At 60.8% G+C, this 20,360-nt stretch carries 23 protein-coding genes and 1 tRNA gene; 14 read left to right on the top strand and 10 right to left on the bottom strand.

The window, feature by feature from the left end:
• Positions 1-60: 60 nt before the first annotated feature.
• The 3 genes from PQR08_RS13610 to PQR08_RS13600 form a co-directional block, all read right to left on the bottom strand.
• Positions 61-789: a PepSY-associated TM helix domain-containing protein gene (locus PQR08_RS13610; protein WP_408161448.1), complete on the bottom strand. Its 729-nt coding sequence runs from the start codon at positions 787-789 to the stop codon at positions 61-63.
• A 177-nt stretch (positions 790-966) separates the two neighbouring features.
• Positions 967-1,998 carry a serine/threonine protein kinase gene (locus PQR08_RS13605; protein WP_187608150.1) on the bottom strand — a complete coding sequence of 344 codons (1,032 nt, stop codon included), beginning with the start codon at positions 1,996-1,998 and terminating at the stop codon, positions 967-969.
• A gap of 62 nt (positions 1,999-2,060) precedes the next feature.
• The gene (locus PQR08_RS13600; protein WP_014192763.1) at positions 2,061-2,273 is read right to left on the bottom strand and encodes a hypothetical protein; all 213 of its coding nucleotides are present in this window, start codon (positions 2,271-2,273) and stop codon (positions 2,061-2,063) included.
• 324 nt (positions 2,274-2,597) lie between these two features.
• Between PQR08_RS13600 and PQR08_RS13595 the strand changes: the two genes are divergently transcribed.
• A complete protein-coding gene (locus tag PQR08_RS13595) occupies positions 2,598-3,860 on the top strand; it encodes an MFS transporter (protein ID WP_408161446.1) in 1,263 nt (420 codons plus the stop codon).
• A 226-nt stretch (positions 3,861-4,086) separates the two neighbouring features.
• Positions 4,087-4,269, top strand: coding sequence for a hypothetical protein (locus tag PQR08_RS13590; protein ID WP_016346751.1), 183 nt, complete (start codon positions 4,087-4,089; stop codon positions 4,267-4,269).
• Positions 4,270-4,307: 38 nt separating this feature from the next.
• Here PQR08_RS13590 and PQR08_RS13585 read toward each other — a convergent pair whose 3' ends face one another.
• Positions 4,308-5,012, bottom strand: coding sequence for a dienelactone hydrolase family protein (locus PQR08_RS13585; protein WP_408161444.1), 705 nt, complete (start codon positions 5,010-5,012; stop codon positions 4,308-4,310).
• Positions 5,013-5,553: 541 nt separating this feature from the next.
• On the opposite strand from PQR08_RS13585, the gene PQR08_RS13580 reads away from it, so the two are divergent.
• Complete coding sequence (locus PQR08_RS13580) at positions 5,554-6,699, top strand: branched-chain amino acid ABC transporter substrate-binding protein (protein WP_035499507.1); 1,146 nt, start codon at positions 5,554-5,556, stop codon at positions 6,697-6,699.
• Positions 6,700-6,753: 54 nt separating this feature from the next.
• Here the strand turns inward: PQR08_RS13580 and PQR08_RS13575 are convergent, their stop codons facing one another.
• Positions 6,754-7,977, bottom strand: a complete 1,224-nt coding sequence (locus PQR08_RS13575) for an MFS transporter (protein WP_408161442.1) — start codon at positions 7,975-7,977, stop codon at positions 6,754-6,756.
• A 154-nt stretch (positions 7,978-8,131) separates the two neighbouring features.
• Here PQR08_RS13575 and PQR08_RS13570 point away from each other — a divergent pair, with 154 nt between their 5' ends.
• The 3 genes from PQR08_RS13570 to PQR08_RS13560 all read left to right on the top strand — a co-directional run bounded on the left by PQR08_RS13570 (position 8,132) and on the right by PQR08_RS13560 (position 10,856).
• Positions 8,132-8,812, top strand: a complete 681-nt coding sequence (locus tag PQR08_RS13570; protein WP_408161440.1) for a HugZ family pyridoxamine 5'-phosphate oxidase — start codon at positions 8,132-8,134, stop codon at positions 8,810-8,812.
• Positions 8,813-9,177: 365 nt separating this feature from the next.
• Complete coding sequence (locus PQR08_RS13565) at positions 9,178-9,480, top strand: H-NS histone family protein (protein ID WP_035499508.1); 303 nt, start codon at positions 9,178-9,180, stop codon at positions 9,478-9,480.
• A gap of 188 nt (positions 9,481-9,668) precedes the next feature.
• The gene (locus tag PQR08_RS13560) at positions 9,669-10,856 is read left to right on the top strand and encodes a cation diffusion facilitator family transporter (protein ID WP_408161438.1); all 1,188 of its coding nucleotides are present in this window, start codon (positions 9,669-9,671) and stop codon (positions 10,854-10,856) included.
• Between the two features lie 7 nt (positions 10,857-10,863).
• Here PQR08_RS13560 and PQR08_RS13555 read toward each other — a convergent pair whose 3' ends face one another.
• From PQR08_RS13555 to PQR08_RS13545, 3 genes are all read right to left on the bottom strand, one after another.
• Positions 10,864-11,322, bottom strand: a complete 459-nt coding sequence (locus PQR08_RS13555; protein ID WP_008352298.1) for an Lrp/AsnC family transcriptional regulator — start codon at positions 11,320-11,322, stop codon at positions 10,864-10,866.
• A 95-nt stretch (positions 11,323-11,417) separates the two neighbouring features.
• Positions 11,418-12,053 carry a 3'-5' exonuclease family protein gene (locus PQR08_RS13550; RefSeq protein ID WP_408161437.1) on the bottom strand — a complete coding sequence of 212 codons (636 nt, stop codon included), beginning with the start codon at positions 12,051-12,053 and terminating at the stop codon, positions 11,418-11,420.
• Positions 12,050-12,694 (bottom strand): MBL fold metallo-hydrolase, encoded by a 645-nt coding sequence (locus tag PQR08_RS13545; protein WP_408161435.1) that lies wholly within the window; start codon positions 12,692-12,694, stop codon positions 12,050-12,052. The genes PQR08_RS13550 and PQR08_RS13545 overlap by 4 nt, the downstream gene beginning before the upstream one ends.
• 662 nt (positions 12,695-13,356) lie before the next feature.
• On the opposite strand from PQR08_RS13545, the gene PQR08_RS13540 reads away from it, so the two are divergent.
• Positions 13,357-13,962, top strand: a complete 606-nt coding sequence (locus tag PQR08_RS13540) for a septal ring lytic transglycosylase RlpA family protein (protein WP_187608158.1) — start codon at positions 13,357-13,359, stop codon at positions 13,960-13,962.
• 54 nt (positions 13,963-14,016) lie between these two features.
• Here the strand turns inward: PQR08_RS13540 and rsmI are convergent, their stop codons facing one another.
• The gene (rsmI, locus tag PQR08_RS13535) at positions 14,017-14,907 is read right to left on the bottom strand and encodes a 16S rRNA (cytidine(1402)-2'-O)-methyltransferase (protein ID WP_408161593.1); all 891 of its coding nucleotides are present in this window, start codon (positions 14,905-14,907) and stop codon (positions 14,017-14,019) included.
• Between the two features lie 80 nt (positions 14,908-14,987).
• Between rsmI and PQR08_RS13530 the strand changes: the two genes are divergently transcribed.
• The 6 genes from PQR08_RS13530 to PQR08_RS13505 all read left to right on the top strand — a co-directional run bounded on the left by PQR08_RS13530 (position 14,988) and on the right by PQR08_RS13505 (position 18,814).
• Positions 14,988-15,341: a YraN family protein gene (locus PQR08_RS13530; RefSeq protein ID WP_408161433.1), complete on the top strand. Its 354-nt coding sequence runs from the start codon at positions 14,988-14,990 to the stop codon at positions 15,339-15,341.
• Positions 15,342-15,444: 103 nt separating this feature from the next.
• Complete coding sequence (locus PQR08_RS13525) at positions 15,445-16,032, top strand: phosphoheptose isomerase (protein WP_408161431.1); 588 nt, start codon at positions 15,445-15,447, stop codon at positions 16,030-16,032.
• 77 nt (positions 16,033-16,109) lie between these two features.
• A complete protein-coding gene (locus PQR08_RS13520; RefSeq protein WP_238286214.1) occupies positions 16,110-16,862 on the top strand; it encodes a BON domain-containing protein in 753 nt (250 codons plus the stop codon).
• The gene (locus tag PQR08_RS13515) at positions 16,859-17,203 is read left to right on the top strand and encodes a c-type cytochrome (protein ID WP_408161429.1); all 345 of its coding nucleotides are present in this window, start codon (positions 16,859-16,861) and stop codon (positions 17,201-17,203) included. The genes PQR08_RS13520 and PQR08_RS13515 overlap by 4 nt, the downstream gene beginning before the upstream one ends.
• Positions 17,204-17,268: 65 nt before the next feature.
• Positions 17,269-17,344: transfer RNA gene (locus PQR08_RS13510), tRNA-Ala, on the top strand.
• A 597-nt stretch (positions 17,345-17,941) separates the two neighbouring features.
• Positions 17,942-18,814: a replication initiator protein A gene (locus PQR08_RS13505; protein ID WP_408161427.1), complete on the top strand. Its 873-nt coding sequence runs from the start codon at positions 17,942-17,944 to the stop codon at positions 18,812-18,814.
• A 257-nt stretch (positions 18,815-19,071) separates the two neighbouring features.
• Here the strand turns inward: PQR08_RS13505 and PQR08_RS13500 are convergent, their stop codons facing one another.
• On the bottom strand, positions 19,072-19,962 hold the full coding sequence (locus PQR08_RS13500; RefSeq protein ID WP_408161426.1) for a hypothetical protein: 891 nt from the start codon (positions 19,960-19,962) through the stop codon (positions 19,072-19,074).
• Between the two features lie 110 nt (positions 19,963-20,072).
• Here PQR08_RS13500 and PQR08_RS13495 point away from each other — a divergent pair, with 110 nt between their 5' ends.
• A complete protein-coding gene (locus tag PQR08_RS13495) occupies positions 20,073-20,303 on the top strand; it encodes a TraK family protein (RefSeq protein WP_408161591.1) in 231 nt (76 codons plus the stop codon).
• Positions 20,304-20,360: the final 57 nt, after the last annotated feature.

Here is a 20,360-nt window from a genome sequence, read left to right as displayed (position 1 = left end):
AAGCCGCGCCGACCATTTCGGTGAGGTCACCGAAATGGTCGGCGCGACAGGCCGGATCGCTCACATCAACCCGCAAACAATCGCCGCGATCAGCGATGCCGCCACGATCACCACGCCCGCCGTGCGTTTCTTGTTCAACTCCGTCCACAGCAGCACACCCGTCAGTGAAAGCAGAATGATGCTGCCCGCGAATGTATCGATGAGCAGCACCCAGCCCACGCTGAGCCCCACGCCCTTGTGCAGGTTGGTCATCATCGCGAGGAAGGTGTTTTCGGTGCGTTTCACCGACACGAAGTTATTGCCCACCCAATACTCGGCCATCACGCTGCCGCCCGGCGATGCGACCATCACCGACCATTGCTCCGGCTGCATCGTGGTCTTGTCGCCCCAACCGACCGGATGCGCCGGCTCGCGACGCGTGCGCCCGAGATTGCCTTCGATCTTCAATTCCTTCTTCAGCCACGCGCCCATGTCGCGCGGCGTCTTGAAGCCGTCGGCGGGCAGCGGCATCTGCATCTGCGAAACCTGCGGCTCGCCGGTGGAAATGCGCAGCGGCGGCGCGCGATGATTCAGCAGAAAGCCCGTCGTCCCGAACAGCAGGCCGAGCAGCGCGCCCCACAAACCGATCCAGCCGTGCACCTTGCGCAGCCACTTCAGAAACGTCGAGCGGCGCGAGCGGTTTTTGCGCACGAATTGCTCGGCATCGTCGATGAGGCGCCCATGCGGACGATAGTGCGTCGGGCCGCTCGTCGTGGGCGACTGCGGATTGAGGGTTTCAGGCGCGTTCACGCGTCTCTCCAGAATTCGGGCGTTGGCAAGCAAAGCCGCGCCCCGATCGGCTAGTCGCGAATGAACGCGCAGCGATCGACGAAAGGCGGGCAAATGAGAATTGTTATCATTACATGCGCAAAAGCACTTTTCAATGCTTTGCGGTTGCCTGACAGTTCGTGATTGTCACGAAAAATTTCAGACGGGCCAGAGCGGCCCTTCCTGCATCGCGCCGACTTGCTCGCGCAATTCGAGGATGCGGTCTTCCCAATAGCGCTGCGTGTTGAACCACGGGAAGGCGGCGGGAAACGCCGGATCGTTCCAGCGCCGCGCGAGCCACGCGGAATAGTGGATCAGCCGCAGCGTGCGCAAGGCTTCGACCAGATGCAGCTCGCGCGGATCGAACTCGCAGAAGTCTTCGTAGCCGGCGAGCAAATCCGTGAGCGCGCGCGATGCGTCCGCACGTCCGGCGGGCAGCAGTAGCCATAAATCCTGGATCGCCGGGGCCATGCGGCTATCGTCGAAATCGACGAAATGCGGACCCGCGTCGGTCCACAGCACATTGCTCGGATGACAGTCGCCGTGCACGCGCAAATGCCGCACGTCGCCCGCACGGTCGAAGCAATGCGCGACGCCTTCCAGCGCCATCGATACGACGGTTTCCCAGGCTTCGCGCACATCGTTCGGGACGAAGGCGTGCGTCAGCAGAAAGTCGCGCGGCTCGTGGCCGAAAGTGTCGATATCCAGCGTCGGCCGCTCGCGATAAGGCTCGATCCCGCCCACCGCATGAATACGCCCGATGAAGCGCCCGAGCCATTCGAGCGTATCGCTGCGGTCGAGATCGGGCGCGCGTCCGCCGCGCCGCTCGAAGATCGAAAACCGAAAACCCTCGAATTCGTGCAGCGTCGCGCCTTCGAGCACGCGTGCCGGAACTGCCGGAATTTCGCGCGCGACTAGCTCGGCGACGAACGCGTGCTCTTCGAGAATGGCCGCATTCGACCAGCGCTTGGGACGATAAAACTTGGCGACCACCGGCGCGCCGTCTTCGACGCCCACCTGATACACGCGGTTTTCGTAGCTGTTGAGGGGTAGCAGGCGGCCATCGGTGCGCGTGCCCGTGGGAAGCAGCACGCTGTCGAGCGCATCGAGCACGCGCTCGGGCGTGAGGCCGGAGAAGGGCGGCGCGTCGTCAGCGGGCGCGCCCTGGGAATCGGGATGGATCGAGTTCATCCCGGCATTGTGCCCGGCCTTCGCGCGGGCGGCATCATTACATCAATGCGATGCGGCGCCGTTCAATGCACGACCGTGTTCGACGGGCGCACAACATCGCCCGTGTCGATCAGGTCTTCGAGGAAGAACGGCTCCGTGTTGAGCAACTGGGTCACGCCGGGCTCGCCCGCGTACCAGGCGACCATCGCCATGTCACCGAGAATGCGCATCACGATGCCGCGCGCCCCTTGAGGCACGGCAATATGCACAGAGCGGACAATCGAACCGATTTGCATGATGAATCCCCGTTTCAACGCCGGCTGAGGATAAAACGCCGGTCATATATTTCACCAAGCACAGGCTTTTAACGGCTCGTGCACCCAGACAATCGCCGCGTCTTTTGCTGCGGGAAGCGCGACATGCGCGGCTTTCATGAACGATTGTGCTCTTACTTTAGCGCATCGCGACGCGTCGGCGCGACGCCATTCGCCTCGTTATGTTGCCGATCGCAGACGGCTAGCACTAATTACTGGTGATCGTCGGCGAAATGCGTGTGTCGCATTAGGCAAAACCCTTAGGATCGGCGTATCGTCGAATGTTTTTCAGCGGAGACTTCATTCGTGAACGCATCACCGGCGCCGCAGCGCCCCAACGCCGACGACAACGCAGACCGGACCGCCGACGCCGCGCCGTATCTCGAACGCGGTTCGCGCGCCTACTGGCGTGCATCGCTCGCGCTGCTGTTCGCCGGCTATGCGACGTTCTCGCTGCTGTATTGCGTGCAGCCGCTGCTTCCCGAGTTCACGAAGGCGTTCGGCGTCAGTCCGGCGGTCAGCGCACTCACGGTGTCGGTGAGCACGGCGGCGCTCGCGATTGCGATCTTCATCGCGGGATTCGTTTCGGAAAGCTGGAGCCGCCATCGTTTGATGACACTTTCGCTGCTTGCATCGTCGGTGCTGACGGTCGTCGCAGCCGTGTTGCCCGACTGGCACGCGCTGCTCGTCGTGCGCGCGCTCGAAGGCTTCGCGCTCGGCGGCGTGCCCGCCGTCGCGATGGCGTATCTCGCGGAGGAAGTGCATCCGGAAGGCCTCGGTCTCGCGATGGGCCTCTATGTCGGCGGGACGGCCATCGGCGGAATGGCCGGGCGGGTGATCAGCGGCATCCTCGCGGATCTCTTCGGCTGGCGCGTCGCGATCGGCGGCATCGGGCTGCTGGGTTTGCTCGCCACGTTCGCGTTCCGCTCTCTCTTGCCGCCGTCGCGACGGTTCAAGCCCCGGCGCGGTGTCGGGTTTGCGCATCATCGGCGCTCGCTTGCCGGTCACCTGCGACACGGCGGTTTGCCGTTCCTGTTTCTCATCGGCTTCGTGCTGATGGGCTGCTTCGTCACGCTCTATAACTACGTCGGCTACCGGCTGCTCGGCGCGCCGTTTCAGTTGAATCAGACCCAGATCGGCGCGATCTTCACGGTGTATCTGACGGGCGTCGTCGCGTCGCCGTGGTCCGGCAAGATGGCCGATGCCTTCGGACGCGGCCGCGTGCTGATCGCGAGTCTCGTGCTGATGATGCTCGGCATTGCGCTGACGATGTCGAGTGCGTTGGCGGTGATCATCGCCGGAATCGCGTGTTTGACGTTCGGGTTCTTCGCGGGCCACGCGGTCGCGAGCAGTTGGGTCGGGCGTCTCGCCGCGCAGGCCAAAGGGCAGGCGGCGGCGCTTTATCTGCTCGCTTATTACGTCGGGTCGAGTGTGATCGGATCGTATGGCGGCCACTTCTGGACCGCGTTCGGATGGACGGGCGTGGCCGGGCTGATCGGCGCGCTGCTGCTTGTCGGGCTCGCGGGCGCGGCTTACCTGAATCGGCGCGAGCGCGCGACCTTCGTCTGAGAATCGAAAGCCGGTTGAAATGGAACGAAGCTAAGGGTTTTCCGCGCCCGCTTAAAAAGATCCGCCTCTAAATCCTTGTTACGCAAGGCTTTCGTATATCGGGCAGGTCTCCCATCGCACGAAGATCGGCCGACGTCTTCGACAGAGACGCCTATACTCGAATCGTCGATGCAGGTTTCAACGCGCGACGATCGCAGCCAGAAAGCAAGACGATGGGAGACGCACTATGACGTACTTCACGATCGGCGATTTCATCCTGATCATCCCGATGGCGCTCGCTGGCGCGCTCTTCCTCGGGGCCATTCCATGCGCGACGCATTTCAAGAACAACGCGCTGCGTGTGTTCGGCGCGCTGCTCGGCGTGCTTGCGGCATTTCTCCTCGTCGAAGGCTTGCCCGCACTGATATAGCGAGCGCCCCGTGCGGGCGCGCTCGCCATAGCGGTCGATTACAGGCGCTCGCCGAGGAAGCTCAGCGTGCGCCCGTGCGCGAGCGCTGAAGCCTTGGCGTTGTACGATGCGCGATCGCCGCAGTTGAAGCCGTGATCGGCCTGCGCATAAACGTAGAGTTCCGAATTCTCACGGCCAGCGAATTTCTGACGCACGGCGTCCACCGCATCGGCGGGAATGTGCGCGTCGAGTTCGCCGTAGTGGAACTGCATCGGAACCTTCACTTGATCGGCTTTATCCAGCGCGTTCTGGATGCCGCCGCCGTAGTAGGCCACCGCCACATCCACCGAACCCTGCGCCGCCGCGAGATACGCGAGCCGGCCGCCGAAGCAATAGCCGATCGCCGCAATCTTGCCCGTCACCTCGGGTAGCGCGCGCAGCGCCTTCGCGGCTGCGCCGACATCGGCGACCGCGGTATCGAGCTTGGTCTTTTGCAGCAGTTCCATCGCCTTTTCGCGATCCGCGCCTTCGTAACCCAGCTCGACGCGCGGCTGCGTGCGCCAGAAGACATCGGGCGCGAGCGCGACATAGCCATCGGCGGCATATTGATCGGCGACGCTGCGAATGTGCGCGTTCACGCCGAAGATCTCCTGCAGGATGATCACGGCGGGTCCGGTGCCTGTCTTGGGCAGCGCGAGATAGCCCTGGAAGCTGTCGCCATCGGCCGGAATGTCGATCCAGCGGGAAGTCACGGATACGGTCACGTCGATACTCCTTGCGTTTGTAAATAGGTTGGCCGGGTGAGTTTGCCAGCTTTCCCTTTCAGTCGCCCTGAACGCCCGCGCGCGCTTGGCACGCGGTTTGACGCGTGGCCGGTTTTTAGAGGCATCGATCTAAACGCAAGCTGAAAGAAGCCTTAATAAACAGGCTAATGATGCCGGCGGGCGGGGATTATCGGCGCGCGCCTGTCAAACTTGAATGACGGTCAAACCTTTGCGCGCCGATGTCGCGGAAACCCGCATGTACAGGGCGTCTTCGCGCGAACACCACCACAAATGGCGGCGCATCACAACTAGCCGTTAATTGGTAGTGACACCAGTATCTTAAAAAACTTCCCTAAATTAATTTGACAACCCTACACTTGCGCGCAGTGCGGATGGCGGCTGCCACGAACGGCCTGCCGGAAGGACTTGCCAAGTGCATGACGATGCATCCGGCGTGGTCGTCCACGGGACTGAGCGATCGTGATGAAAGACGGGGCACAGGGCGATTACGTTGTTTTTGGGACCGAAACTGGAGACTTACATGAACACCAAGCTTCACAAACTGTTGCCGATCAGCGCTGCAGCCGTGCTGTTCGCTACGTTGGCAACGTCCGCAGCAGCCGACCAGGTCGTCAAGATCGGTCACGTCGCTCCGCTGACCGGCGGCATTGCTCACCTGGGCAAGGATAACGAAAACGGCGCGCGGCTCGCAGTCGAAGAGATCAACGCCAAGGGTCTGACGATCGGCGGCCAGAAGATCACGCTGGAACTCGACGCGCAGGATGACGCGGCCGACCCGCGTACGGCAACTCAGGTCGCACAGAAGCTCGTGGATGACAAGGTCGTCGGCGTTGTCGGTCACCTGAACTCGGGTACGTCCATTCCGGCTTCGAAGATTTACAGCGACGCGGGCATCGTGCAGATTTCCCCGTCGGCGACGAACCCGACCTACACGCAGCAAGGCTTCAAGACGACGTATCGCGTCGTCGCGACCGATGCGCAGCAAGGCCCGGCGCTCGCCAACTACGCGGCGAAGCAACTGAAGGTGAAGACCGTTGCCGTCGTCGATGATTCGACCGCGTACGGCCAGGGTCTCGCGAACGAATTCGAGAAGACCGCCAAGTCGCTCGGCCTGAAGGTGATCTCGCATGACGCGACCAACGACAAGGCTGTCGACTTCCGCGCCATTCTGACCAAGATCAAGGGCGAAAACCCCGACGCCGTGATGTACGGCGGCATGGACGCGACCGGCGGCCCGTTCGCCAAGCAGGCGAAGCAACTCGGCCTGCGCGCGAAGGTTCTCGCGGGTGACGGCGTCTGTACCGAGAAGCTGTCAGATCTGGCAGGCGACGCAACCGACAACGTCGTGTGCTCGGAAGCGGGCATGGCGCTCGAAAAGATGGACGGCGGCAAGGCGTTCGCGGACAAGTTCCAGAAGCGCTTCGGCCAGCCGATCCAGATCTACGCGCCGTTCACGTATGACGCGGTGTACATCATCGTCGACGCGATGAAGCGCGCGAACTCGACCGATCCGGCCAAGATCGTCGCCGCAATGCCGAACACGGACTACAAGGGCGTGATCGGCCAGACGACCTTCGATTCGAAGGGCGACCTGAAGCACGGCGTGATCTCGCTGTACAACTACAAGGGCGGCAAGAAGACGCTGCTCGACGTCGTGAAGATGTAATCGACGCGGGACTTCGGTCTCAAGAAGCGCGCGGAGCCGAAAGGCCCGCGCGCTTTATATTTTCCAGCGCTTAAGAATGCGCGGCCCGATTGCGGTGATGACCAGGCAGCACGCCGCCACGACGCACAGGCCGATCGGCAGCGTGCTGATCTGCGCGACGCCGCCGATCAGCACCGGCCCGAGCAGCAGGCCGAAGTACGCGAGTCCCGCGACCTGCGCGAGTCCCTCGGCCGCCGTGACGCCTTCGACGCGCGCCGCGGCCGCGAAGAGCACTGGCATCATGTTCGCGAGACCGAGGCCCATCAGCGTGAAGCCGGTCATCGTGACGATGGTGTTCGGCAGCACGAGCGCCATCACCATGCCGATGAACGCGAGACCCGCGCTGCCGAAGATCAATTGCGGCGCGCCGAAACGCGCGCGCACCGCGTCGCCGCCGAAGCGGCCGGCTGCCATGCCGCCGGAGAACGCCGCGTAGGCCGCGCTCGACACCGACGGCGTGGCCTCGACGATGTCGCGCATATAGACGGTGGCCCAGTCGTACATTGCGCCTTCCGCGATCAGCGCGATCAGCGCGAGACCGCCGAGCGCCCACAGCGCGCCCGAACGCCAGCGATTCGACGACGACGCCTTCGCGTGCTCGTCGTGATGAGGAACGTGCGGCAGCACGGCGGGCATCGAAACGAGCAGGACGACGAGACTGATGCCCGATGCCAGCGCGAGATGCGCGGCGGGCGAGAGTCCGTGCGCGAGCAGCGCGCCGCCCACGGCCGCGCCCGCCATGCCGCCGATGCTGAACATGCCGTGCAGCGACGACATGATCGGACGACTCAATGCCTGCTCGACCGCGCTCGCTTCGGCGTTCATCGCGACGTCGAGCGTCGCCATGCCGAAGCCGAAGATCGCAAGGACGATCAGCAGCAACCAGAAATTGGGCGTGACCAGAATCAGCGAGCCGCAGATCATCATCGTGATGCCGCCCGCAAGGCAGGCGGTGCGCGTGCCGGCCCGGGCGATCCACGGTCCGGCCGTGAGCATCGCGAAGATCGAACCGCCGGCGACGGCGAGCAGCGCGAACGAGAGCATGCCCGGGCTGAGCGCGAACTTGTCGCGCACGGTCGGCACGTGCACGCCCCACGACGCGTACATCATGCCTGCGATGAAGAAGACGGCCATCGTCGCGTAGCGCGCGCGGACGCGCGTGCCGTGTGGAAGGCTGCGATGCAGCGCGAGCGTCGGATTGGATTCGCAGGCGGCGGAGGCGGTAGTCGAGTCGGACACGAGAGAAGCCGTTTGAAGATTGCGTGAAACGAGAAAGCGACCGGACATGATGCCATCGGACGCGAAGGCTTTCGATTCTATCGAACGGCCAGGCGACACGCTCGCATGCGCTGCATTACCATCGTTCGACGATCGACCAACGAACGAGAACCGGATGAACATTCCGTCGCAAGCGCCGCTTCATCTGCTGCATCGCGTGTCCGAAGGCACGCTCGCCACGCATTCGCGCGAGCCGCGCGGCTTTCCCTATCCGACAGCGCTGCCCTTCGCGCCCACCGCTCGCCACGTGCCGATGTTGCTCATCAGCCATCTCGCCGAGCACACGCGCAATCTTCACGCCGATGCGCGCGCCGGTTTTCTGGTCGCGCACGCCGCGGAAGGCGGCGTGCTGGACGGCCAGCGCCTGACCATGCTCGGCAGCTTCGCGCCAGCGCGGCCGGAAGAAACCGGGGAACTCGCGCAGCGATATCTGCGCTATCACCCGGATTCGGCGCGATATCTGGAACTCGGCGATTTCTCCTTCTGGGTGATGTCGGTGGAACGCATGCGGTATATCGGCGGATTCGGTGCAATGGGCTGGCTCGCCGGCGAAGAACTCGATTCGCTGCCGCCGCTTTGTGCAGCGGACGAATCGTCGCTCTGTGAATATTTTGATGCTTACACGGGCCAGCCGGAGAATCTCCACTTATTGGGGGTCGACCGGTACGGCTGTGATTTGCTGCTTACCGGGACGCGCAATCGTTTTACATTCGATTACCCGAAACTGACGAACGAGGATTTGAAGGCTGCGCTTATCGATTGCTTCGAGCGGCAAGGCGACTTTTCCGTGCGATAAATCCGAATTTGTTGCGACCCGATTTCGCTTCGAGTGACCAGATGTCTCAACGATTCGCCGCAAGTTGCCATCTCATGAAATTTTCCGGTCGAGTTTATTGGCCTTGTTTTCATTCGATGCCATGACGCCAACGAAGGATCGTTTCATCAACGCGTTTTAGATCGGATCAACAACCGCTCCAATCTCAGAATTTTCGGCAAATGTTACGAAGAAAGTCGCTAAACTTTTTATTAAGTGGCAATACGCACATGCCGCGTTAATGGGAACTGTGTTAATCTGCGTCCCAGTCCGAGGCTTTACAGATACTGATAACTGAAAGCGAGCGCGTTGATTCGCAAAGTCAGCAAACCACTTAGGGAATTGCCATGCCGTCATACAAGGAACTCCTCGCACAACGCGAGTCTCTCGAACGTCAGATTGAAGAAGCGAAGTCGCGCGAATACGCCGAAGTGCTTAATGAGATCAAGCAGAAGATGGCGGATTATGGCATCACGCTTCAGGAACTGGCTGGCGGTCGGAGTGCGAAAGGCGCGAAGGCCGCGCGTAGCCGTTCGGGCGTGGCGCCGAAATATCGTGATCCGGAAAGCGGCAGCACCTGGTCGGGCCGCGGCAAGCCGCCGAAGTGGATCGCCGGGCAAGATCGGGACAGCTTCCTGATCGGCAAGTAAGTTCTGAGCCGAATCATGCGAAAAATAGGCCGCGTTACATGACGCGGCCTATTTTATTTCGCAGGCTGATAAATTGGTATCGCCGGTCGCCCGACGGCTGATCCTGAACCAAAATACCGCACGCGCCCAGAAGCTCCGAGACGCACCCGCTGATAAAATTCGAAGGTGAAAGGCTCGAGTTCAATTACATGTCGCTTTCGACGACGCGTACCGCGGAAAAACAGGAGGTTGCCCGAAGAACCACCTGGCGGAGCATTGCGGTAAATAGTGTGCTAACCACGGCGCAACTCGTCGTAGGCTTTCTTGCTCACTCTCAGGCACTGATAGCGGATGGCGTTCATTCGCTGGCGGACATTGTGTCTGATTTTATCGTGCTGATTGCGAACGAGCACGCGGGCGCTGCCCCGGACGTCGACCATAACTACGGCCATAACCGTTATGAGACGGTGGCTTCATTGTTCCTCGGCGGATTACTGGTCGCGGTGGGCGTCGGAATGCTGTGGCGTGCCGGATCGCGAATCGTCAACCTTCAGGATATTCCGCCGGTAAAGGTCGGCGCGCTGGCGGTGGCGATAATCGTGCTCGTTTCCAAGGAAGCGCTGTTTCGCTATATGCTGCGCGCCGCTGAACGGGTGCGTTCCGCGATGCTCGTCGCAAATGCGTGGCATGCGCGCTCGGATGCCGCTTCTTCGCTGGTCGTCGCACTCGGGATAATCGGCAGTTTGGCGGGATTCCGGATTTTGGACCCGATCGCCGCCGCGCTCGTCGGCTTCCTGATCGGCAAAATGGGATGGACGTTCGCGTGGGATGCATTACAAGATCTTTCAGATCGGGCACTCGATCAAGCGACCACCGAAGATTTGCGAGCCATTTTGCTGACGACGCCCGGCGTGCGCGAAGTCCACGAGTTCCGGACGCGCAAAATGGGCGATCTCGCCATCGTCGATGCCCACATTCTCGTCGACCCGCTCATTTCGGTTTCGGAAGGTCATTACATCGCCGAATCGGCGCGCGCGAACATGCTGGCCGACACGCGGGTCATCGATGCGCTCATTCATGTCGATCCCGAACTCGATGAACTCAATCCGTTGCCGGGCAATTTCCCGTTGCGTTCGACCGTCAGCGACGCTGTGCGCGCGGCTTTCACGCGACAGGGTTTGGCAGTGGAGACCTTGAATCTGCACTATCTGAGCAGCGGCTTCAATGTGGACGTCATGCTACCCGCGCCAGGCGCAGAGGACACCGCCGCGAAGCTGAAGTCGATCGATCTCGACGCGCTCAAACGCAAGATCGGCGCGCGTGAGATTCACATCGCGCAGGCGCTCGATCTCGCGCCCGCGTCGACGACGAAGCGCGTGATCGATACGCCACGCTGAACGCCGCTCAGAGCGGCAATTGCGTGTCGAACTTGATTTCGCGAAGCACGACGCTCGTTCGCACCTGCGCGACGGCAGGAATCTTGAAGATGCGATCGTGCAGGAACGCGTCGTACGCCTTGATATCCGGCGCAACGATCTTGAGGATGTAATCGGACTCGCCGGTCGTGCTGTAGCACTCGGTCACTTCCGGGCAGGTGGCGATCTCGCGCTCGAACTGCTCGACGCCGCCCTCGGTGTGACGCGTCAGGTGTATATGCGCGAGCGCGCAGACGTGCAGGCCGAGCTTCTCGCGGTCGAGCAGCGCCGTATAGCGCTGAATAACGCCCGATTGCTCCATGTCCTTGATGCGCCGCCAGCACGGCGTACTCGACAAGCCGACCTGGTCGGAGATTTCCTGAACGGAGCGCCGTGCGTCGAGCTGCAGAAGACGCAGGATTTTTTGTGAGAATGTATCGAGAGTCAACTGCGCCTCCGTTCGGTCGCGATTTGACTCTCATGGTAGAGGCGCCGGAAAAGAAACGCAATGCAAAGCGCCTGCACTGAGGGAGTTTCCCTAACTCATTGGCCTGACTGCGCGGTTTTACCTTCGCCGATCTCGTTCGATTCAGCCGATGTCCGCGCCAGCGCGGCCTGCGACGTCCGCAGCTCCGCGAGCATGTTGCAAAAGAGCGCGCCTTGCTCGATCGCGTCGTCGAGCGCGACGTGCGTGTGCGGCAACTCGTCGAACCAATGTTTCGGCAGACGCGGCTTGATCGCCTTCCGGTATGGCAGTCCGGTCATCGCGAAGGCGAGCGTCTTGATGTCGAGCGCCGACCACGAGAAAGGACAGCGCTCGGCAAAACGCATCATGTACCAGAACATATAGGTGAAGTCGAAGCCCGCCGGATACGCGACGAACACCGGCTTGCCCGGCAGCGCCTCCACCCATTCGACATAAGCCGGCAGTGCGATCTCCGGCTTCTGCAAATCCTTGCGGCACGCTGTCCACGCGTCGGGCTGAGTTTTCCACCATGCGGCTTGCACTGGATGTGGCGCCGCGCCTTCCAGCGTTTCGAGATTCGCGGAGAAAGTGCCGATGAGCTGCTTGTCGGCCGTGAAGGCTGCCGAGGCGAAGCTCAGCATCGAATGCGGACCGGGAATCGGGCCGTCGGCTTCGACATCGGTGCTGACGTAGATTTCGGGAATCGCGTTCACGCTGTCACTCCGTCGCGCACGAACGGGTTGGTGCGCCGCTCCTCGCCGAATGTCGATGCCGGGCCGTGACCGGGAACGAAGGTGACGTCGTCGCCGAGCGGCCAGAGCTTTTCGCGGATCGAACGGATGAGTTCCGCGTGATTGCCGCGCGGAAAATCGGTGCGGCCGATGGAGCCGGCAAACAGCACATCGCCGACGAACGCGAGTTGATGCGCGCGGCTGAAAAACACGACGTGACCCGGCGTGTGACCCGGACAGAAATAGACTTCCATCGACTCGTCGCCGAACTGCACGGTGTCGCCGTCGACCAGCCAGCGTTCGGGCGTGAACGCCTCGGCGTTCGAAAAGCCGAAGCGCTGAGTCTGCGCGGGCAGCTGATCGATCCAGAACGCATCCTCACGATGCGGTCCTTCTATTTGTATGCCGTAATGGTCGGCGAGCGCCTTCGCGCCACCGCAATGGTCTAGGTGACCATGCGTCAGAAGAATCTTTTCGACGGTCACGCCCTGCCGCTCCACTTCCGCGATGATGCGTTCGATGTCGCCGCCCGGGTCGACGATGGCGGCGCGCCTGGTCGCCTCGCAGATCACGATGGAACAGTTTTGCTGGAAGGGCGTCACGGGAACGAGAATGACTTTCATATGACTGTCGTCGGTACGCGCAGGCCTGTAAAAACGTTCATTGTACCGGTGCCATAACGCGCGCAAGGGTGACGGTTCGAGCGCTGGAAAACCCGTAAATATCGGCAATTCTTACGCTCATAGCGAAAATCAATGACTGATCGTTGGGTTTGGCGAGACGAACCGCTGTTTTTTTGTATAATGGCAGTACTTGTGCATGGATCCAACCATGCCGTCAATAAGCGAAGGTTGAAACGCTAGTGCGTTTTTACAATCGCTGTCAGTACGCTGTTCGGGGCCAAAAGCCTCGCAATTGCAACTCAAGCACCTCCAGTGGGTGCACACGTCTTGTCCGGCCAGACGCCGCGCGTCTGTCAGATGGCTTTGCAGCCGTTACGCCGGATGGGGCCTACGCCGCCGTTCCTGCGCTTAGATGAATTTTTCAGCGCACGAATGTGATGCCACGTTCGATGGCGGCTTGTGGGGTCTGGTCAGGCTGCCGGGGACAGGTTGCGCCAGACGTGAACAATAACCGGGCGTTTGCGGCACGAGTGCGCCGCATCCGAGCACAGTTCGCCGTTCGCTTGACCGAGCGGCGTTCTGCTTTGCACGGCAAAGCCTCGAGCAGCCATGCGCGCGCCGACCAGCGCAGCGCGGCCGCTCCTTTTATCGTAAACACGTCTATGAATGCTCGATTTATTCGACATGTCGGAAGCCTGCTGGCAGTTGGTGTGCTGGCGGGTTGCGCCGCGCCGGGTTCGGGCGATGTCGCAGCCAATCCTCAGAAGACAGACTCTCTGAGCACGAGCAGTGCCCGCTCGACGGCGCCGCTCGCGTTCGATTCGCACCTTTCCGCGCTTCCGGCCGACAAGCCGAACCAGGCTCAATCGCTTTCGAGCGCCGAGCCGATCACGACCGGTCCCGACGCGGGCAGCTTCGAACAGAAGGGTAAGGCGTCGTGGTACGGCCGCATGTTCCATGGCCGCAAGACCGCGAGCGGCGAAAAGTTCAACATGAACGCGATGACCGCGGCTCACCGCACGTTGCCGCTCGCGTCGTGGGTGCGCGTGACGAACGAGTCCAACCACAAGACGGTGGTCGTGAAGATCAACGACCGTGGACCGTATGTGCGCGGACGCGTGATCGACTTGTCGTACGCCGCCGCGGCGGTGCTCGGCATGCGCGGCGCAGGCACGCAGAAGGTGAAGATCGAAGGTCTCACGCAGCAGGAAGCGCGTGCGGCGCGCGAAGAGCAGGCGCAAGCGCTTGCCGACGACAGCGTCAACTGATCCGACATCGCCCCTTGCAGCACCCGAACGGGCCGTCTCGCGACGGCCCGTTTTCTATTCCGCTTCGCTTTCGTCGCGCTTCGAGAGCTTGAGCGCGCGTTCGTACAACGCGTTGCGCGATGCGCCCGTCAACGTCGCGGCGATGCGCGCCGCACTCTTCACCGACAACTCCTCCAGCAGCGTCGCGAGCAGCGCATCGTGGGCGTCGTCGGCATCCTGCGTTTCGGGCGCGCCTTCCACCACCAGAACGAATTCCCCGCGCTGACGATTCGCGTCGGCTTCGAGCCACGCTGGCCCTTCGGCCAGGGTGCATCGATGCAGGCTCTCATGTAACTTCGTCAGCTCACGGGCGATCAGCAACTGCCGTTCGCCGCCGAATGCCTCGCCGAGCGCACGCGTCGTTTCGACGATGCGATGCGGCGCTTCGTAGAACACCAACGCCATCGGATGGTTCGCGAGCGTGCGCAATTGCGTGGCGCGCTGCTTCGACTTCGTCGGCAGGAAGCCGAAGAACGAGAAGCCGCGCACCCACGCGCCCGCTGCGGAAAGCGCTGTCGTGAGCGCGCTCGGGCCCGGCAGCGGAATGACGGGCAGTCCGGCTTCGCGCACTGCATCGACGAGACGCGCGCCGGGATCGGAAATGCCGGGCGTGCCGGCGTCGGATACGCACGCGATGCGCTCGCCGTTTCTGAGATGCTCGATCACCCGTTCGGCGGCGCTGCGCTCGTTGTGCTCGTGCACGGCGATCGACGGCTTCGAGATGCCGTAGCGCGCGAGCAGTTGCGCGGTGTTGCGCGTGTCCTCGGCGGCGATGCGATCCGCGAGCTGCAACACGTGCAGCGCGCGCACGGTGATGTCGGCCGCGTTGCCGATGGGCGTCGCGACGACGTAGAGCGCGCTCGTCGGATAGTGCTGCCCGGCGGCGAGTTCGGAGATCTGAAGCATGAGCGCGGGCGTCGAAGGAAAGGACGTCATTTTGCCACGCGCGATCCGCATGGCTCGTCGACAACTTTTATGGAGGAGCCTTGTCCAAAACGCTCGGCGATGTTTTCGAGTCGCATGCGCTCGAGTTTCTGCAGCGACAGCGGATGCGCCTCGTCGCGCGCAACGTGACATGCCGGGGCGGCGAGATCGATCTCGTGATGCTCGATGAACGCGGCGCGCTCGTGTTCGTCGAAATTCGGGCGAGGAAGAGCAGGCGTTACGCGAACGCCGTTGCGAGTGTGGACGCGAGAAAGCGTGCGCGCCTCGTGCATGCCGCGCAGCATTTTCTCGCGAGCTGGCGCGGTGCGTTGCCGGCGTGCCGCTTTGATGTCGTCGCGTTCGATGCGGGCCGCGTGCACTGGCTGCGCGATGCGTTTCGCGCCGACGAAGCATGAGCGAGGTTCGCTGCATGATGCATGCGGTAAACTGCGCAACAACCGACGCTTTGAGCGTTCAAGCCACGTATTGCCGCGCGCCGCGGCCGATGAGCGAGAGTCGATGTCAGTCGAACGTATTCAACAGCACTTCCGCGACAGCGCGGCACTCAAACTCGAAGCACTCGACGCGCTGGCGGTTCCGATCGCGGCCGCCATCGATACGCTGTTCGGCGCACTCGCCAACGGCAACAAGATTCTCGTGTGCGGCAATGGCGGCTCCGCTGCCGATGCGCAGCGCTTCGCCGCGCAGCTGATCGGCCGCTTCGAGCGCGAGCGCCCGGGCTTGCCGGCCATCGCGTTGACGACCGATACATCGATTCTCACGGCCATCGGCAACGACTATGCGTTCGAACAGATCTTCTCGAACCAGGTCCGCGCGCTCGGTCAGTCGGGCGATGTGCTGCTCGCGATCAGCACGTCGGGGAATTCGGTCAACGTGCTCGCGGCGATTCAGGAAGCGCACGAGCGCGAGATGATCGTGATCGCGCTGTCGGGCAAGGGCGGCGGCGCGATGTCCGACGTACTCGCCGAAACCGACATTCACATCTGCGTGCCGTCCGATCGAACGGCGCGCATCCAGGAAGTCCATCTGCTGACCATTCACTGTCTGTGCGACGGCATCGATGCGATGCTGCTCGGAGACGACTGAAACTGAAAAGGGGAACGGAGTTGACGAACAAGACACGCGTCAAGGCGACGCTGGCCCAGGCCACGCTCGTGGTGAGCATGTTGTCCGGAGTCGCATTGACGTTGCAGGGCTGCGCCCTCGCGGTCGTCGGCGCGGCGGCCGGCGGCACGTTGATCGCCACGGATCGCCGCACGCTCGGTGCGCAGACCGAAGACCGCGAGATTCAGGTGAAGGCGCTTTCGCGGATCAACGAGAACCTGCCCGATACGGCGCATGTCAACGTGACCGTGTTCAACCGGCGCGTGCTGCTGACTGGCGAGGTGCCTGACGAAGCGTCGAAGCAGAAGGCCGAGGCCGTCGTGCGCGACATCAATAACGTGGGCAGCATCGTCAACGAACTGTCGATTCAGGGCGCGAGTTCGATCTCCTCGCGCGCGAACGACTCCTATCTCGAGACTCGCGTGAAGACCGCGATGGTCGGCGAGAAGGATTTGCGTGCGAACTACTACAAGGTGGTGTGCGAGCGCAGCGTCGTTTATCTGATGGGACTTGTCACGACGGACGAAGGTGCGCATGGCGCGGATGTCGCCGCGCGCGTGCCGGGCGTGGAGCAGGTTGTGAAGGTGTACCAGTACATCAAGCCTGAAGAAGCGCAGGCGCTGGAAGCGGCGGCCGCATCCGATGCGAGCGCGGTCTCCGCGTCGAACCCGCCCGCGCCTGCTGATGCGACGGTCGGCACGGTGCCTGATTCGGGCGTGACGTCGCGTCCGCTCGATTCGCAGTCGCCCGCACCCGTGAAGAACTCGGATGTGCATCCGGGCAATCCCAATCCGGTTCCGGCGACGAAATGAGCATGGCGCGTTTGATTTGCGGCGCGGTGTTGATCGCCGCGTCTTTCGGTGTGGTCGCGGCAGAGCAGGCCGGGTCATCCGCGAATGCGATGGCGATCGCGCGAAGCAATGCGTGCATGGGCTGTCACGCGATCGATCGAAAGCTCGTGGGACCGTCGTTTCAGCAAGTCGCCGAGAAGTATAAGGGCGATCCGCAAGCGAGCGCGAAGCTTGAAAAGAAGGTGAAGAGCGGTGGCGCGGGCGTGTGGGGTTCCATTCCGATGCCCTCCCATCCCAGGATGAGCGATGCGGATATCAAGGTCGTTGTCGGGTGGATTTTGGCGGGGGCGCCGTTGAAGTAGTGCTGCGGCGAATCGTCGGAGGCTTGCCTGCAGGCGATTTCGCTGTGATACAATTTCGGTTCGTTGGGGGGGTAGCTCAGCTGGGAGAGCGTCGCGTTCGCAATGCGAAGGTCGGGAGTTCGATCCTCCTCCTCTCCACCACGAATTTGCTTTAGAAACAACGCACTACGTCTTGCGATGTAGTGCGTTGTTTTGCGTTCTGAAGCAAGTTTTTGCACACTAGGTGTGGCGGATTTGTGGCGATGACGGGTTGCGCGAGCTGTCGAGCTACATGTGTAAAAAAAATCCGTGTGAATTACCGGGACCGGCATGGACGTAGACGGGAAGCTTGCATGCATTAGCAAACCACCGCCGTCATGTGCGAAGTCGTGCATGGCGCTACAAGGTCCAAGCCATGCAAGCGCTTCTTACCGTCGATCAGCTATCCATCTACCTGCACAAGTCCGTCGCGAGCATTCGGAGTGACGCCTCGCGCAACCCTCAAGCGCTTCCTCCCATATGTCGACTACCCGGTACAAAGCGCTTGCTTTGGCGTATAGAAGACGTCGAGCAGTGGCTGCTTGAGCACGTCGCGTCTGAGCTCACGGTCGCGAGTCATTCGGCAGTAGCTCCTCTGAAGCGACGCGGCCGACCTACCAAAGCGGAGCAGATCGCCAGGCAGCGCGGGGGCAAACCCGCTGAGAATGTTCGAGCTGGTGCGGCCAAGCTGTGAAACCGTACTCCAGCAGGAGTCGCGCGATGAAGGCCGGACCACTCGTCGACGCGAATCCAGTCACGGCAGATTTCTTTCCTGCGTACCTACACGACTACGCTTTCAAGTGTGACGCAGCGAGCATGGAATTGCCGATATTCTCACTGTCGACCAAGCCCGACATATCGATCTCGAAATGGGAGAGTCAAGATGGGATGAGACGGATTACGGTCAAGTCAAGCATGCTCGGGCGCGCCACGCTGCATGACAAGGACGTACTCATCTTCGTCGCTTCCCAGTTTGTCGCGGGCGTAGACCGCGGTCTGCCGGAGACGAATACCAGAACGGTACGATTCAGGGCATATGACTATCTAATTGCGACTGGACGTGGCGTGAGCGGTGCAGAGTACAACGCACTTAGGTCATCGCTCGAAAGGCTGCACGGGACGATTCTGACGACCAACGTCTGTACAGGCGGAACTCGGATCGACGAGGGGTTTAACCTTATTCAGCGCTATAGGATGGTAACGAACGAAGAAGGCCCTTCACGATCGGGTTTTGTGGAGGTGGAGCTGTCTACGTGGTTCTACCGCGCCTTATGCGCATTCGAGGTCTTCACTCTTAACGACGCTTATTTTCGATTGAGGAAACCGTTGGAACGGCGTTTATACGAACTGGCGCGCAAGCATTGCGGGCATCAGGCATTGGCGCGAATCGGGCTAGAACTGCTTCGTCAGAAGGCAGGAAGCAAGGCGACGCTGAAGGAGTTTCGCCGAATGGTGCGGGCCATCGCAAGTGCGGACCACCTGCCCGACTACAAAATTCTCCTCGGCGAGAAAGACATTGTCACTTTCTACACAAGGAATACGGCAAGGCTCTTACAGAGCTTGCCCGGACCGAACCTATCAGCTGGTGCCTAGTTTCTATAACGTGTTTTCACCCACCGCCCTCGAATAGCCAATGGTCTGGCGCGTGGTTTCACCCACCAAAACCTGTGGATAGGTACGTGTTTTCGCCCACCGGCCCTACGTGGTATCAACCACCAACAGTTATCGCGACGCTAGGCAGGGCGGGGTTCTCGCGATGGTGGAGCAGGGCATAACGCGCGCGCGCGGTTTGTTAACTATTAAAACCTTTAACGTGAATTGTCTTGTGAATCGGTGGATAACTGCGGCGCTCAATCTATGCGCAGCAACTCCGCACGGGCATCAGCCGAACAAAGAGATTCTGGATTGCGTGCATATTCAGCGAAGTCTTCAGCGCCAACGGACTTCCTGTATTCCACGTCGGTCTGTAAACGGCGTACCTCTGCATTGAAGAGCTCGTTCGATATGCTTTCGTAGACATCGATCGTGGCTCGGTGAAGATTGAATTTTTTGAGCTGCATTGCGATCGCTTGATCATTAAGGCACATTTGGACACACCGATACGCTCCCACACCATCTACTTTGCAAAGCCTACTTATTGCGCCATGAATGCGGTGAAACGCTATCGCTTCGGACAGGCAATTGATTGTTAGCTCTTGCCCAAACCGTTTGTATAGAAGAAGTGAACACTCGAAATTTTCTAGCGATTCTTCAAACGAAAGGCTGGCATCGGCGAACATTTCGAGATCGTCCGGGTTAAAAGCAGAGACATCGGCAGGTCGTTTCGGATCCGGGAATTCGTACGCATGTACTTCTACGCGACATACCGACCAGAGGTCATCTATGTCGCCCCATAACGCCTCAAAAAGACGTTCTGGGCCGTCAGAGAAGATCCGTCGAGCGTCGGGAAACAAACGCTGGAGGTTCGACAGCGACCGCTCAGATAGTGGTTGGGCTCCGCTCACAATCCGATACCACTTCTTCGAGTCCTGAGTCTCTGCAATCTGCGTTGCGATATCGGATATCAATTCCGGGCCTGTCGTTCGCGACCAACCTTCGGTCGACAAATCAAACCACTTCGCAAATTGATTTGCGTTGACTGCCCCAACTCGGGCCATCAAATTGTGCATCACCACTATTGTTCGAATGCGCCGACGTCTCAGTAGCTCTACTGGAGACTTGCTTCCTGTACCGATATCCATTGATTGATCGCAATGTGTCAAAAATTGTTCGTATTTTTACCGCGAATTGTTTGTTTTGAAAAGTCAAAATTGAAATTCCAAAATCAGATCGGAAGTCAAAAGTGGATGAAATGAGTCTGTCGGAGAGAATCGCCGCCATGGTTTTGGCGGAACCTGGCCGCTCACCGGGCCCTGCCAATCGTGCAACGTTTCTTTCTATGCGGAGCGAGGTGCAAGTTGCACTTAGCCAAGGCTGGTCAGTCTTGGCGATATATAAGTCGCTGAAGGCTGATGGTGTGATCTCCTTTGGTTATCAAGCCTTTCGTCGATACGTGAATGAGTTGGTTCTGCGAAGAACATGATCAACGATCAAGATCAATTTGCGGAAATGTCGAACAAGCACCGTGCAATAGTCGTTC

Origin of the sequence: Caballeronia jiangsuensis, assembly GCF_046030135.1 — a bacterium.
GTDB lineage: Bacteria > Pseudomonadota > Gammaproteobacteria > Burkholderiales > Burkholderiaceae > Caballeronia > Caballeronia jiangsuensis.
This window is presented reverse-complemented; position numbering and strand designations above follow the sequence as displayed.